Here is a 15063-nt window from a genome sequence, read left to right as displayed (position 1 = left end):
CGGCCGGCCCCGCTCCGGACCGGCGCGCGCCGGTCCGGGGCACCGCGTGAAGAACGCTCCCCGCTCCCCCTCCCCCCTCCGGAGCGCCGGCTCCGCCCCTCCTCTCCTGGCCCTTCCGGGCGCCGGGTCAGAGCCGTTCGATGATGGTCACGTTCGCCTGGCCGCCGCCCTCGCACATGGTCTGCAGGCCGAACCGGCCGCCCGTGCGCTCCAGTTCGTGCAGGAGCGTCGCCATCAGCCTCACGCCGGTGGCACCGAGCGGGTGGCCGAGGGCGATCGCGCCGCCGTTGACGTTGACCTTCCCGGGGTCGGCGCCGGTCTCCTTCAGCCAGGCGAGGACGACCGGTGCGAAGGCCTCGTTGATCTCCACGAGGTCGATGTCCCCTAGGGACATGCCGGTCTTCTTCAGGGCGTACGCGGTGGCCGGAATGGGCGCCGACAGCATGCGGATCGGGTCCTCGCCCCGTACGGAGAGGTGGTGCACACGGGCTCGCGGGGTCAGGCCGTGCTCGCGTACCGCCCGCTCGGAGGCGAGCAGCATCGCGGCGGCGCCGTCGGAGACCTGGGAGGAGCAGGCGGCGGTGACGGTGCCGCCCTCGACGACCGGGGCGAGGGCCGCCATCTTCTCCGGCGAGGTGTCCCGGCGCGGGCCCTCGTCGGCCGTGACCTCGCCGTAGGGGACGGTCTCGCGCGCGAAGCGGCCCTCGTCCAGGGCGCGCACCGCGCGCCGGTGGGAGCGGAGCGCGAACTCCTCCTGGTCGCGGCGGGTGATGCCCCACTTGGCGGCGATCAGCTCGGCGCCGTGGAACTGGTTGACGGGCCGGTCGCCGTACCGCGCCCGCCAGCCCTCGCTGCCGGCGAAGGGGCCTTCGGTGAGGCCGAGGGGCTCGGCGGCCCGCCGTGAGGCGAAGGCGATGGGGATCATGGTCATGTTCTGGACCCCTCCCGCGACCACGAGGTCCTGGGTGCCGGACAGGACCGCCTGGGCGGCGAAGTGCACGGCCTGCTGGGATGAGCCGCACTGGCGGTCGACGGTGACCCCCGGTACCTCCTCGGGGAGTCCGGCCGCCAGCCAGCTGGTGCGGGCGATGTCCCCGGCCTGGGGTCCCACGGCGTCCAGGCAGCCGAGGACGACGTCCTCGACGGCGGCCGGGTCCACGCCGGATCGTTCGACCAGCGCCCTGAGGACGTGCGCGCCGAGGTCGGCCGGGTGGACGGCGCTCAGTCCTCCCCCGCGCCGTCCCACGGGCGTACGGACCGCTTCGACGATGTAGGCCTCGGCCATGACGACTCCTCCGCTGACGGGACCGACGAACTGACGGGCTGACGGACTGGCGTGCTGACGGGCTGACGGACTGGCGTGCTGACGGACTGATGGAGCTGGGGCGCGTATGGGGTAAGGGGCGTGTGGGGTCAGGCGCGTACGGAGATGCCGTCCAGCACCATCGACAGGTACTGCCGGGCGATCTCCTCGGGGCTGTGCTGTCCGCCGGGCCGGTACCAGGACGCGGCGACCCAGACGGTGTCGCGCACGAACCGGTAGGTGAGCCGGATGTCGAGGTCGGACCGGAAGACCTCGGCACCGACACCGCGTTCCAGCGTGTTCAGCCACGCCTTCTCGAAGTTGCGCTGTGATTCCGCGAGGAACGCGAAGCGCTGCTGGGCGGCGAGCTGCCGGGACTCCTTCTGGTAGATCGCGACGGCGGCCCGATGCCGGTCGATCTCCCGGAAGGACTCGGTGACGAGGGCCTCCAGGGTCTCCCGGGGGCCGAGACCGGCGGCGAGGACGGTGTCGTAGCCGTCCCAGAGCTCGTCGAGGAAGGTCCGCAGGATCTCCTCCAGCATCGATTCCTTGGAGTCGAAGTGGTAGTAGAGGCTGCCCGCGAGCATCCCGGCCTGGTCCGCGATCTTCCGTACGGTCGTGGCGTCGTAGCCCTGCTCGGCGAAGACCTCGGCGGCGAGGCCGAGGAGTTCACCGCGCCGCTGCGGGGTGGCGGTCACCTGGGGCTTCTTCTTGGTAGGCACGGTTCCATTGTGGTGCTAGGCCTGCTGGCTGCTGACGGCGACGACCTCACCCGTCATGTACGACGAGTAGCCGGAGGCGAGGAACACGATCACGTTGGCCACTTCCCAGGGGTGCGCGTACCGGCCGAAGGCCTCACGGCCCGTCAGTTCCTCCAGCAGTTCCGGGGTGGTCACCTTCGCCAGGTGCGGGTGCATGGCGAGGCTGGGGGAGACCGCGTTGACCCGGACCCCGTAGGCGGCGGCCTCGACCGCCGCGCAGCGGGTGAGTGCCATGACTCCGGCCTTCGCGGCGGCGTAGTGCGCCTGGCCGGCCTGGGCGCGCCAGCCGACGACGGAGGCGTTGTTCACGATCACGCCGCCGCGGGGGCTCTCCTTGAAGCGGCGCAGTGCGGCGCGGGTGCACCGGAAGGTGCCACTGAGGGTGACGTCGAGGACCTTCGACCACTGTGCGTCGGTCATGTCGACCAGGGCCGAGGTGCCGCCGAGTCCGGCGTTGTTGACGACGACGTCCAGTCCGCCGTGGAGCTCGTCCGTGCGCGCGAAGAGGGCCGCCACCTGTCCGTCGTCCGTCACGTCACAGGGCAGCGCGGTGACGTTCCCGGCGCCGAACTCGGCCGCCAGGGCTTCCTCGCTCTCCTTGAGGCGGCGCGGGTGCGCGTCGCTGATCACCACCCGCGCGCCCTCCTCCAGGAACCTGCGGGCCGTGGCCCCGCCGATGCCCGCGCCCGCGGCGGCCGTGACGACGGCGGTGCGTCCGCTCAGCAGTCCGTGCCCCGGTTCGTAGACGGGAGTCTCGACGTCGCTCATCCTCCCAAGCTAACCTACCAAACACTTGTTAGGGAAGCTCGCCGTCGAGAGGTGCCGTCGATGGATCTCACGCACTCCCCCGCCGACGAGGCGTTCCGCGCCGAGGCCAGGGCCTGGCTCACCGCCCATGTGCCGGACGTCCCGCTCCCCTCCCTGGAGACCGGGGAGGGGTTCGCCGCGCACCGCGCGTGGGAGGCCGAACTGGCCGCGGACCGCTGGTCGGTGGTGTCCTGGCCGGCGGCCTACGGCGGCCGGGACGCGGACATCGTGCGCTGGCTGGTGTTCGAGGAGGAGTACTACGCGGCGGGCGCGCCGGGCCGCGTCACCCAGAACGGGATCAACCTGCTGGCGCCGACCCTCTTCGCCCACGGCACCCCCCGGCAGCGCGCCCGGGTGCTGCCCTCGATGGCGACCGGCGAGGTCGTCTGGGCCCAGGCCTGGTCCGAGCCGGAGGCCGGGTCCGACCTGGCGTCCCTCACCTCCCGCGCGGTGCGCACGGACGGGGGCTGGCTGCTGAGCGGCCAGAAGGCCTGGTCGTCGCGTGCCGCGTTCGCCGATCGCGCCTTCGGGCTGTTCCGCAGCGATCCGGACGCGCCGAAACCCCACCAGGGGCTGACGTATCTGATGTTCGGCCTGCGCGACCCGGGTGTCACGGTCCGGCCGGTCGGCCGTCTCGACGGGAAGCCGGCCTTCGCCGAGATCTTCCTGGACGAGGTCTTCGTCCCCGACGAGGACGTGATCGGCGAGCCCGGACAGGGCTGGCGGATCGCCATGGCGACGGCCGCCGACGAGCGGGGGCTGCGGCTCCGCTCCCCGGGGCGCTTCCTGGCCGCCGCGGACCGGCTGTTCGCCCTGTGGCGAAGCCGGGACAGCCCGGCGTGGGCCGCGGAGCGGGTGGCGGACGCGCTGATCGGCGCCCGCGCCTACCAGCTCTTCGCCCACACCCTCGCCTCCCGCTTCCTGGACGGCGGGACCATCGGGCCGGAGGCCAGCCTGAACAAGGTCTTCTGGTCCGAGTACGACATCGCGCTGCACGAGACCGCGCTCGATCTCCTCGGCCAGGAGGGCGAGACGACGGACACGGAGTGGTCCGAGGGGTACGTGTTCTCCCTCGCCGGCCCGATCTACGCCGGTACCAACGAGATCCAGCGCGACATCGTCGCCGAGCGTCTGCTCGGCCTGCCGAAGGGCCGCCGCTGATGCGCCTCCTCCTCGACACCGAACAGCGCGCGTTCGCGGACTCCCTCGACGCGATGCTGACGGCCGCGGACACGCCGTCGGCCGTACGCGAGTGGAGCCGGGGCGCGCCCGCCCGCGGCCGAGCGCTGTGGTCCCGGGTGGCCGGGGCGGGCGTGTTCGCGCTGGCGGTACCGCCCGCCCACACGGGGGTGGGTCCGCTCCCGGTGGAACTGGCCGTGGCCTTCGTCGAGCTGGGGCGGCACGCGGTTCCGGGACCGCTGGCCGAGACGGTCGCGGCGGCGGCGCTGCTGGCGGAGCTGGCGGACCCCGGCCCCGCCGGACGGCTGCTTCCGGCACTGGTCGCGGGCGAGGCGTCGGCGACCCTGGCCCTCGACGGTGCGTACGCGCCGGACGGCGACACGGCGGCCGTCCGTCTCGCCCTGACGGCCGGCGAACTGCGGCTGGCCCCCGGTCACGGGCCGGTCCGCGGCTGTCTGGACCCGGCCCGCCGCCTCACCCCGCTGACCGCGGGCGGTGAACTCCTGTGCTGCGCGCCTCCCGTGGAGCACGCCGTCACCTGGGCCCGGCTCGCCACCGCGGCCCAGGCCCTCGGCGTGGGTCTCGCGCTCCTCGACCGGACGGTCGCCCACGTCCGGCGCCGCACCCAGTTCGGGGTCCCCGTCGGTTCCTTCCAGGCCGTCAAGCACCGGCTCGCCGACGCGAGGACCGCCCTGGACTTCGCGCGCCCGCTGCTCTTCGGGGCCGCCCTGACCATGGCCCCGGCCGACGTCGCCGCGGCCAAGGTCACCGCCTGCGAGGCCGCGTACGCCACCGCGCGCACCGCACTGCAGCTGCACGGCGCGATCGGCTACACGGCGGAGTACGACCTGTCCCTGTGGCTGACCAGGGCCCGCGTCCTGCGCACCGCCTGGGGCGGCCCGGCCGCGTGCCGGACGGCCGTCCTCGAGGGCCGCGCCGCCCGCATGTGACGCGCCGTGGCCCCGTCGGCACGCCGTCCCCGCCGACGCGGACGGGACGTCACCGCCCGGTCGGTGCCGAGCCCGGGCCCGGTGCTCCGGTGAACCGGACGACGGCCGCGCGGCCGGCCGGCCGCAGCACGGCGTCCTCACCGCTCAGCAGCGCCGCGTCGTACCGGGCCAGGGTCAGCCCGGCCACCTCTGCGGCTCCGTCGAGCGCGACGATCAGCACCTCCGGGCCCGCGGGCACGGTGACGGCCGTACCCCCCGGCGCGACCGTGACGACCGGGTTCGCCCCGCCGTCCCTGCGCCACATGACGTTCAGATTCACGACCGGGCCCCCGAGCAGCCGGCAGTCGGTGGGCAGGTCGCCGGGGAAGGACCACGGCACGAACAGCCTGTCGACCCGCCGGTGTTCGCCGTCCACGGTCAGATCCATCCCCTCGCCCTCGACCATGGTGAGGGTCCGGTCCACCCCGGCGAACGACGAGAACGGCCCGTCTGCGCCGACGTCGGCGAGACTCACCCGCCACCGGAAGCCGTCCGTACCGGCCCCCTCGGGCCCCGCGACGATCTCCCGCGTCACCCCGCCGCCGTTCTTCCAGGGCACCGCGACGCGCCCGGCGGCGGTCAGCGACCGTACGGTCATCGCACGATCCCCCGCGTCCGCGCCGCCGCCAGCCACTGCGGGAACTCGCCGACGATCCGGCCGTAGAGCTCCTCGTCGCCCAGCTCCTGAGGATCCGAACCGGCGTGGAAGAAACCGGCGTTGTCGACCACGCGCCGCTGCGGGACGGCCAGCTCGTCGAGTCTGCGCAGGAAGTCGAACTGCTTGCTGTCCGGGTCACCGAACCCTATGAACTGCCAGAACAGCGGAAGTCTCGCCGCCTTGCACAAGTACCGTTCGGCGGCGAGCTTGTTGACCGGTCCGCCGTCGGTCTGGAAGACCACGAGCGCGGGGTCCGCGGAGCCGCTGTCGAGGTAGTGGTCGATGACCGCGTCCATGGCCAGGTGGTAACTGGTCCTGCCCATGTGCCCGAGTCCGGCGACGATCCGCTCCACCCGCCCCTGGTGGTCACCGAGGGCGATGTCGGTGACCGCGTCGATGTCCGTGGAGAAGAAGACCACCGGGACCGTGCCGTCGTCGTCGAGATGCGCCGACAGGCCGAGCACCCGGTCCGCGAGCGCCTGCACACTGCCGTCGCGGTAGTACGGCTTCATCGACCCGGAGTGGTCGACCACCAGGTACACGGCGGCCCGTTGCCCCTCCAGCCCGTGCCGGGCGAGGGAGACACCGGCGCTCTTGTACAGACTGACCAGCGCGGGCGCGGTCTCCTCCACCTTGCTGAGGCTGATCCCGGGCACACGGGCTCCTTCGGCGCTTGGGTACTTCGGTACGGGTTCGGTGCGTCGAGCTGGGTGGGAGTGACGAGGGTACGTCACCACGACCGACCCCTGCCGTCCCACCCGTACACCCACGTTCGCTATTTTGTTCGCCGCCGACCCCACCGGCTCGCCCTTCCCTCCCGCATGTCCGTACCGCCAAGGAGCCGGCCGTGGAATCCGAGTCCGCCGCGTCCACCCCACCCGTCACGTCGGCCGGGCCCGCCGGGCCGCCCGCCACCACCTGCTACCGCCACCCCAAGGTGGAGTCGTACGTGCGCTGCACCCGGTGCGACCGCTACATCTGCCCCGCCTGTATGCGCGAGGCGGCCGTCGGCCACCAGTGCGTGGAGTGCGTGAAGGAGGGCGCCCGGTCCGTCCGGCAGGCCCGCACCGCGTTCGGCGGACGCATCACGGCGGTGCCCGTGGTCACGTACGTCCTGATCGCGCTGAACGTACTGGCGTACGTGGGCGAGGTGGTGCGCCCGGCGGTCGTCGACCGCTTCGCGATGCTGGGCGCGAGGCTGGTCGCACCGGACGGCGGGCACTACCTCTGGCAGTCACCGCACCCCGCGGTCCTCCGGCCGGAGGGCGTGGCCGGCGGGGAGTGGTACCGGATGCTGACCGGCGCGTTCCTCCATCTCCCGCCCACCGAGGGCACGTTCGGGATCACGCACCTCGTGATGAACATGCTCGTGCTGTGGAATCTGGGCCGGATGGTGGAGGTCCAGCTCGGCAGGGTCCGGTACGTCGCCCTGTACCTGCTGTCGGCGCTCGGCGGGTCCGTCCTGGTACTGCTGGCCGCGCCGGACGACCTCACGCTGGGCGCGTCGGGCGCGATCTTCGGACTGGGCGCCGCGTACTGGGTCATGGGCCGCCGACTGGGCGCGGACATGAACGGCGTCAACCGGTTCATGGCGGGCCTGCTGCTGTGGATGCTGATCTCGGCGGCCCTCACCTCCTGGGAGGCGCATCTCGGCGGGCTGCTGGCCGGCGGTGTGGTCACCCTCGCCTACGCCTACGCGCCCCGAGACGGGCGGCGCGCCCTGGTCCAAGGCGCCGCCTGCGCGGGCCTGTTGGTGCTGCTGGTCGGGCTGGCCGTCGCGAAGACCGTCGCACTGCGGAACGGAGCGGCCTGAGGAAGGACCCCCGCGCACGCCGGACGGACTCCCCCACCCGATTCATCCGCCACCTCTCACCACCCGTCACCTGCCCCCGCCCGTCACCTCTCGGCCCCGGCCCACACCTTCCAGCCCGTCCGGCGCTTGAGGACGAGGCCGTCCAGGCCGATGCGGGCGCTGGGGCGATGCGGGGTCTGGGGCGACAGCCCTGCGGGGGCGCGGGCCCGGTCCGGCCGACGGAGCGCGCCGCAGCCGTCGACCGTCCGGGCGCCGGAGCGGGCCCGCTCCGGCCCGCCCCTACGCTGAGGACATGAAACGCGCACGCCTCCTTCTCCTCGCGGTCCTCCCCCTGACCGCGGCGGCGCTCTGGTTCGCCGTCCCGGGGTTCCTCGGCGCGGACGAGGCGGCCGGGTCCCCGGGCCGGGAGGCCACCCGGCGCACGGAAGGCCCCGGCCTCGCCGCGCCGGACAGGAAGGAGCTGGCCCAGGAGCTCGTGGCGAGCGCCGAGAACTCCACGCTGAACTGGCGCGGCGCGTACGGCTACATCGAGGACATCGGCGACGGCCAGGGGTACACGGCGGGGCTCATCGGCTTCTGCACCGGCACCCACGATCTGCTCTCGCTGGTCGAGCGCTACACGAGGGACCACCCGGGCAACGGCCTGGCCCGCTATCTGCCCGCGCTGCGCCGGGTCGACGGCACCGACTCCCACGCGGGGCTCGACCCGGGGTTCCCGGAGGCCTGGCGCGAGGAGGCGAAGGCGGCCGCCTTCCGCGAGGCCCAGGACGCGGAGCGCGACCGTGTCTACTTCGACCCCGCCGTCCACCGTGCCGAGCTCGACGGCCTCGGCACACTGGGGCAGTTCATCTACTACGACGCCATGGTGATGCACGGCCCCGGCAACGGCCCCGACGGCTTCTACGGGCTGCGCCGGCGCGCCCTGGCCGAGGCCGACACCCCCGCCGAGGGCGGCTCCGAGACGGTCTGGCTCGACATCTTCCTGGACGTCCGCCGCGCCGCGATGAAGCGGGAGCGCGCCCACCACGACACGTCCCGCATCGACACGGCCCAGCGGACGTTCCTCGACGACGGCAACCTCGGCCTGGACACACCGCTGGAATGGAAGGTGTACGGGGAGACGTACCGGGTCGCGCGGTAGCGGCGGCCGGGCCGGGACGCACCACGGCGCCCACCACCGTCCGGTCGGGGACAAGGCGGGCGCCGCGTTCAGTTCCGTACGCCTTTGTACGGGACGTCTGTTGGGGTGGAGCGTCAGACCATCAGGGAGCGGTCCGTGGGACGGATCGGGGCCGGCAGTCCGCTGGCGCCCGTCAGGAAGCGGTCGACCCCGCGGGCGGCCGAGCGGCCCTCCGCGATGGCCCACACGATCAGGGACTGGCCGCGGCCCGCGTCACCGGCGACGTACACGCCGGGCACGTTGGTCGCGAAGTCGGCGTCGCGGGCGATGTTGCCGCGGGCGTCGAGCTCCAGGCCGAACTGGGCGACCACGCCGTTCTCGACGTCGGTGCCGGTGAACCCCATGGCCAGGGTGACCAGTTGGGCGGGGATCCGGCGCTCGGTGCCGGGCTTCTGGTTGAGCCGGCCGTCGACGAACTCGACCTCGGCGAGGTGCAGCCACTGGACGTTGCCGTCCTCGTCGCCCTCGAAGTGGGTGGTGGAGACCGAGTAGACGCGGTCGCCGCCCTCCTCGTGCGCGGAGGTCACCTTGTAGAGCATGGGGAACGTCGGCCAGGGCTGGCCGGGGTTCCGCTCCTCGCCGGGGCGGGGCATGATCTCCAGCTGCGTGACCGACGCCGCGCCCTGGCGGTGGGCGGTGCCCACGCAGTCCGCGCCGGTGTCGCCGCCGCCGATGACGACGACGTGCTTGCCCTCGGCCGTGATCGGGGGCGCCACGTAGTCGCCCTCCTGGACCTTGTTGGCCAGCGGCAGGTACTCCATGGCCTGGTGGATGCCCTTGAGTTCACGGCCGGGGACCGGGAGGTCGCGCGCCGTCGTGGCACCGGCGGCGATGACCACGGCGTCGTACCGCCTGCGCAGGTCGGTCGCCTTGAGGTCGCGGCCGATCTCGATGCCGGTGCGGAAGCGGGTGCCCTCCGCGCGCATCTGCTCGATACGGCGGTTGATGTGCCGCTTCTCCATCTTGAACTCGGGGATGCCGTAGCGCAGCAGGCCGCCGACGCGGTCGGCACGCTCGTACACGGCGACGGTGTGGCCGGCCCGGGTCAGCTGCTGGGCGGCGGCCAGGCCCGCGGGGCCCGAGCCGATGACCGCGACGGTCTTGCCCGACAGGCGCTGGGGGATCTGCGGGGCGACGTCCCCGTTGTCCCACGCCTTGTCGATGATCGAGACCTCGACGTTCTTGATGGTCACGGCGGGCTGGTTGATGCCGAGCACGCACGCCGACTCGCACGGGGCGGGGCACAGCCGGCCCGTGAACTCCGGGAAGTTGTTCGTGGCGTGCAGACGCTCGGACGCGGCCTGCCAGTCCTCGCGGTAGGCGTAGTCGTTCCACTCGGGGATCAGGTTCCCCAGCGGACAGCCGTTGTGGCAGAACGGGATGCCGCAGTCCATGCAGCGGCCGGCCTGCTTGGAGATGATCGGGAGGAGCGAGCCCGGGACGTAGACCTCGTTCCAGTCCTTGACGCGTTCCTCGACGGGGCGGGTCGTGGCGACCTCGCGGCCGTGGTTCAGGAAGCCCTTGGGATCAGCCATTGGTCGCCGCCTCCATCATCTTCTCGGTGATCTCGGACTCGTCGAGTCCGGCTCGCTCGGCGGCGTCCTTGGCGGCGAGCACTGCCTTGTACGTGCTGGGGATGATCTTGCTGAAGCGGTCGACGGCGGTGTCCCACTCGGCCAGGAGCTTCCCGGCGACCGTCGAGCCGGTCTCCTCCTGGTGGCGGCGCACCACGTCGCGCAGCCACTGTCGGTCGGCGTCGTCGAGCGCCTCGACGGCGTCCAGGTTGCCCGCGTTGACGTTGTCGCGGTCGAGGTCGACGACGTAGGCGATGCCGCCGGACATGCCGGCCGCGAAGTTGCGTCCGGTCTCGCCGAGGACGACGGCGTGGCCGCCGGTCATGTACTCGCAACCGTGGTCGCCCACGCCCTCGGAGACGACCGTCGCGCCGGAGTTGCGGACGCAGAAGCGCTCGCCGGTGCGGCCGCGCAGGAAGAGTTCGCCGCCGGTCGCGCCGTACGCGATGGTGTTGCCCGCGATGGTCGAGTACTCGGCGAGGTGGTCGGCGCCCCGGTCGGGGCGGACGACGATCCGGCCGCCGGAGAGACCCTTGCCGACGTAGTCGTTGGCGTCGCCCTCCAGGCGCAGGGTGACTCCGCGCGGGAGGAAGGCGCCGAAGGACTGGCCCGCCGACCCCGTGAAGGTGATGTCGATGGTGTCCTCGGGCAGTCCCGCGCCGCCGAACTTCTTCGTCACCTCGTGGCCGAGCATGGTGCCGACCGTGCGGTTGATGTTGCGGATCGCGACCTGGGCGCGGACCGGCTGGGCGTCGGCCTGGGAGTTCGCGGCCAGCGCGTCGGCGGCGAGCTTGATCAGCTCGTTGTCGAGCGCCTTCTCCAGACCGTGGTCCTGGGCGACGACCCGGTGGCGCACCGCGCCCTCGGGCAGCTCGGGCACGTGGAAGAGCGGGGACAGGTCGAGGCCCTGTGCCTTCCAGTGGTCGACGGCCCGGGTGACGTCGAGGTGCTCGGCGTGGCCGACGGCCTCCTCGACGGTGCGGAAGCCGAGCTCGGCGAGGATCTCGCGGACCTCTTCGGCGATGAACTTGAAGAAGTTCACGATGTACTCGGCCTTGCCGGCGAACCGCTCGCGCAGCACCGGGTTCTGGGTGGCGATGCCTACCGGGCAGGTGTCCAGGTGGCAGACGCGCATCATGACGCAGCCGGAGACGACGAGCGGCGCGGTCGCGAAACCGAACTCCTCGGCGCCGAGGAGGGCGGCGATGACGACGTCGCGGCCGGTCTTGAGCTGGCCGTCGGTCTGGACGACGATGCGGTCGCGCAGGCCGTTGAGCAGCAGGGTCTGCTGGGTCTCGGCGAGACCGAGCTCCCAGGGGCCGCCCGCGTGCTTGAGCGAGGTGAGCGGGGAGGCGCCGGTGCCTCCGTCGTGGCCGGAGATGAGGACCACGTCCGCGTGCGCCTTGGAGACGCCCGCGGCGACCGTGCCGACGCCGACCTCGGAGACCAGCTTCACGTGGATGCGGGCCTGCGGGTTGGCGTTCTTGAGGTCGTGGATCAGCTGGGCCAGGTCCTCGATGGAGTAGATGTCGTGGTGCGGCGGCGGGGAGATCAGGCCGACGCCGGGGGTGCTGTGCCGGGTCTTGGCGACCCAGGGGTACACCTTGTGACCGGGGAGCTGGCCGCCCTCGCCGGGCTTGGCGCCCTGCGCCATCTTGATCTGGATGTCGTCGGCGTTGACCAGGTACTCCGAGGTCACGCCGAAGCGGCCGGAGGCGACCTGCTTGATCGACGAGCGGCGCGCCGGGTCGTAGAGCCGGTCCGCGTCCTCGCCGCCCTCACCGGTGTTGGACTTGCCGCCCAGCTGGTTCATGGCGATGGCGAGGGTCTCGTGCGCCTCCTTGGAGATGGAGCCGTACGACATGGCGCCGGTGGAGAAGCGCTTGACGATCTCGCTGACGGGTTCGACCTCGTCGATCGGGATCGACGGGCGGTCGGAGGTGAAGCCGAACAGGCCGCGGAGCGTCATCAGGCGCTCGGACTGCTCGTTCACCCGGTCCGTGTACTTCTTGAAGATGTCGTAGCTGCCGGAGCGCGTCGAGTGCTGGAGGCGGAAGACCGTCTCCGGGTCGAACAGGTGCGGCTCGCCCTCGCGGCGCCACTGGTACTCGCCGCCTATGTCGAGGGCGCGGTGGGCGGGCGCGATGCCGGAGGCCGGGTAGGCCTTGGCGTGCCGGGCGGCGACCTCCTTGGCGATGACGTCGAGTCCGGCGCCGCCGATCTTGGTCGCGGTGCCGCTGAAGTACCGGGCGACGAACTCCTCGTCCAGTCCGACGGCCTCGAAGACCTGGGCGCCGCGGTAGGAGGCGACGGTGGAGATGCCCATCTTGGACATGACCTTGAGGACGCCCTTGCCGAGCGCGTAGATCAGGTTGCGGATGGCCTGCTCGGCCTCGATGCCCTGCAGGAAGGTGCCGGCGCGGACCAGGTCCTCGACCGACTCCATCGCGAGGTAGGGGTTGACCGCCGCGGCGCCGAAGCCGATGAGGAGGGCCACGTGGTGGACCTCGCGGACGTCGCCCGCCTCGACCAGCAGGCCCACCTGGGTGCGCTGCTTGGTGCGGATGAGGTGGTGGTGGACGGCCGCGGTGAGCAGCAGCGAGGGGATCGGCGCGTGCTCGGCGTCGGAGTGACGGTCCGACAGGACGATCAGCCGGGCGCCGTTCTCGATGGCGGTGTCGACCTCGACGCAGATGTCGTCGATCCGGGCGGCGAGCGAGTCGCCGGCGCCGGAGACGCGGTAGAGGCCGGAGAGGGTCGCGGCCTTCATCCCGGGCATGTCGCCGTCGGCGTTGATGTGGATGAGCTTGGCCAGCTCGTCGTTGTCGATCACCGGGAAGGGCAGGGTGACGCTACGACAGGAGGCGGCCGTCGGTTCGAGGATGTTGCCCTGCGGACCGAGGGAGGAGCGCAGGGAGGTGACCAGCTCTTCACGGATCGCGTCCAGCGGCGGGTTGGTGACCTGCGCGAAGAGCTGGGTGAAGTAGTCGAAGAGCAGGCGCGGGCGCTGCGAGAGCGCGGCGATCGGCGTGTCCGTGCCCATCGAGCCGATCGGCTCGGCGCCGGCCTTGGCCATCGGCGCGAGGATGATCCGCAGCTCCTCCTCGGTGTAGCCGAAGGTCTGCTGGCGGCGGGTGACCGAGGCGTGGGTGTGCACGATGTGCTCGCGCTCGGGCAGGTCGGAGAGCTCGATCTCGCCGGCTTCCAGCCACTCCGCGTAGGGCAGGTCGGCGGCGAGGCCGGCCTTGATCTCGTCGTCCTCGATGATGCGGTGCTCGGCGGTGTCGACGAGGAACATGCGGCCGGGCTGCAGGCGGCCCTTGCGGACGACCCGGGCGGGGTCGATGTCGAGGACGCCGACCTCGGAGCCGAGGACGACGAGGCCGTCGTCGGTGACCCAGTAGCGGCCGGGGCGCAGACCGTTGCGGTCGAGGACCGCGCCGACCTGGGTGCCGTCGGTGAAGGTGACGCAGGCCGGGCCGTCCCAGGGTTCCATCATCGTGGAGTGGAACTGGTAGAAGGCGCGGCGGGCCGGGTCCATGGAGCCGTGGTTCTCCCAGGCCTCCGGGATCATCATCAGCACGGAGTGCGGGAGCGAGCGGCCGCCGAGGTGGAGGAGTTCGAGGACCTCGTCGAAGGAGGCCGAGTCGGAGGCGTCCGGCGTGCAGACGGGGAAGATCCGCTCCAGGCCCTTGTCGCCGAACAGGTCGGAGACGAGCTGGGACTCGCGGGCCTTCATCCAGTTGCGGTTGCCCTTGACCGTGTTGATCTCGCCGTTGTGCGCGACGAAGCGGTACGGGTGGGCGAGCGGCCAGCTCGGGAAGGTGTTGGTGGAGAACCGGGAGTGCACGAGCGCGATCGCGGAGGCGAAGCGGCGGTCGGACAGGTCCGGGAAGAAGGGTTCGAGCTGGCCGGTGGTCAGCATGCCCTTGTAGACGATGGTGCGCGCGGAGAGGGACGGGAAGTAGACGCCGGCCTCGCGTTCGGCGCGCTTGCGCAGCACGAACGCCTTGCGGTCCAGGTCGATGCCGGTCGAGACGCCGTCCGCGACGAAGATCTGGCGGAAGACGGGCATCGTGGAGCGGGCGGTGGCGCCGAGGAGCTCGGGGGCGACGGGCACCTCGCGCCAGCCGAGGACGGTCAGGTCCTCGTCGGCGGCGATCGTCTCGATCCGTGAGACGGCGTCCTCGGTGCCGTCGCCGGGCAGGAAGGCGATGCCGACGGCGTAGGCGCCGGCCTCGGGCAGCTGGAATCCGGCCACCTCGCGGAGGAACGCGTCCGGGACCTGGGAGAGGATGCCCGCGCCGTCGCCCGAGTCGGGCTCGGCGCCGGTGGCACCGCGGTGTTCCAGGTTGCGCAGCACGGTGAGCGCCTGCTCGACCAGCGCGTAGCTCGCCTCGCCGGTGAGGGTCGCGACGAAGCCGACGCCGCAGGCGTCGTGTTCGTTGCGGGGGTCGTACATACCCTGAGCAGCAGGGCGAGCATCCATGAAGGACCAGTTCTGGCCATGCGTGGAGTGCTGGGACGGCTGGCGCGGCGAACGCATCGGCTCTCCCGTCGTCGTCGTGGCTGGGGGCACCTCCCAGCGCTTTCGAAGGCGTCTGGGGGAGCGTGTGCCGAGGGACGACGTTGGCCCTCTGCTGGGGGGATGCAAAATTTCGTGCAGGTTACATGATGGAGCCGTTCCCGGGAACCGGATACTGCGTTCCAACATGCGGACACCGGGGGGCGCGGCGTGGGTACGGCGCGCGTCACTGGAGTGAAAGGGGACCCAGGCGGACAGATCGGTGTCCGTGGGG

Annotated in this window: 11 protein-coding genes; 4 read left to right on the top strand and 7 right to left on the bottom strand. The window is 72.2% G+C overall.

All coding sequences use genetic code 11. The features are described 5' to 3' along the window. Positions 1-127 precede the first annotated feature (127 nt). From OG776_RS30205 to OG776_RS30195, 3 genes are all read right to left on the bottom strand, one after another. On the bottom strand, positions 128-1285 hold the full coding sequence (locus OG776_RS30205; RefSeq protein ID WP_329322837.1) for an acetyl-CoA C-acetyltransferase: 1158 nt from the start codon (positions 1283-1285) through the stop codon (positions 128-130). Positions 1286-1413: 128 nt separating this feature from the next. Next, positions 1414-2025 carry a TetR/AcrR family transcriptional regulator gene (locus OG776_RS30200; protein WP_148013517.1) on the bottom strand — a complete coding sequence of 204 codons (612 nt, stop codon included), beginning with the start codon at positions 2023-2025 and terminating at the stop codon, positions 1414-1416. Between the two features lie 15 nt (positions 2026-2040). Next, positions 2041-2832 carry an SDR family oxidoreductase gene (locus tag OG776_RS30195; protein ID WP_148013518.1) on the bottom strand — a complete coding sequence of 264 codons (792 nt, stop codon included), beginning with the start codon at positions 2830-2832 and terminating at the stop codon, positions 2041-2043. Between the two features lie 60 nt (positions 2833-2892). Between OG776_RS30195 and OG776_RS30190 the strand changes: the two genes are divergently transcribed. Further along, positions 2893-4032 carry an acyl-CoA dehydrogenase family protein gene (locus tag OG776_RS30190; RefSeq protein WP_148013519.1) on the top strand — a complete coding sequence of 380 codons (1140 nt, stop codon included), beginning with the start codon at positions 2893-2895 and terminating at the stop codon, positions 4030-4032. Further along, complete coding sequence (locus OG776_RS30185; protein WP_329322836.1) at positions 4032-5000, top strand: acyl-CoA dehydrogenase; 969 nt, start codon at positions 4032-4034, stop codon at positions 4998-5000. The genes OG776_RS30190 and OG776_RS30185 overlap by 1 nt, the downstream gene beginning before the upstream one ends. 49 nt (positions 5001-5049) lie before the next feature. On the opposite strand, the gene OG776_RS30180 is transcribed toward OG776_RS30185, so the two are convergent. Both OG776_RS30180 and OG776_RS30175 read right to left on the bottom strand, forming a co-directional pair. Next, on the bottom strand, positions 5050-5637 hold the full coding sequence (locus OG776_RS30180; protein WP_329322835.1) for a HutD/Ves family protein: 588 nt from the start codon (positions 5635-5637) through the stop codon (positions 5050-5052). Continuing rightward, positions 5634-6353: a vWA domain-containing protein gene (locus OG776_RS30175; protein WP_329322834.1), complete on the bottom strand. Its 720-nt coding sequence runs from the start codon at positions 6351-6353 to the stop codon at positions 5634-5636. Before OG776_RS30175 ends, OG776_RS30180 begins: the two co-directional genes overlap by 4 nt. Positions 6354-6544: 191 nt before the next feature. Here OG776_RS30175 and OG776_RS30170 point away from each other — a divergent pair, with 191 nt between their 5' ends. Together OG776_RS30170 and OG776_RS30165 are read left to right on the top strand one after the other, a co-directional pair. Next, a complete protein-coding gene (locus OG776_RS30170) occupies positions 6545-7510 on the top strand; it encodes a rhomboid family intramembrane serine protease (protein ID WP_187285982.1) in 966 nt (321 codons plus the stop codon). 292 nt (positions 7511-7802) lie between these two features. Continuing rightward, positions 7803-8651: a chitosanase gene (locus OG776_RS30165; RefSeq protein WP_148013523.1), complete on the top strand. Its 849-nt coding sequence runs from the start codon at positions 7803-7805 to the stop codon at positions 8649-8651. Between the two features lie 113 nt (positions 8652-8764). On the opposite strand, the gene OG776_RS30160 is transcribed toward OG776_RS30165, so the two are convergent. Then, positions 8765-10225, bottom strand: a complete 1461-nt coding sequence (locus tag OG776_RS30160) for a glutamate synthase subunit beta (protein WP_148013524.1) — start codon at positions 10223-10225, stop codon at positions 8765-8767. After that, a complete protein-coding gene (gene gltB / locus OG776_RS30155) occupies positions 10218-14810 on the bottom strand; it encodes a glutamate synthase large subunit (protein ID WP_148013525.1) in 4593 nt (1530 codons plus the stop codon). Before gltB ends, OG776_RS30160 begins: the two co-directional genes overlap by 8 nt. Positions 14811-15063: the final 253 nt, after the last annotated feature.

Origin of the sequence: Streptomyces sp. NBC_01689 (genome assembly GCF_036250675.1) — a bacterium.
GTDB lineage: Bacteria > Actinomycetota > Actinomycetes > Streptomycetales > Streptomycetaceae > Streptomyces.
The sequence above is the reverse complement of the archived record's forward strand: the minus strand, read 5'-3'. Positions and strand labels throughout refer to the sequence as shown.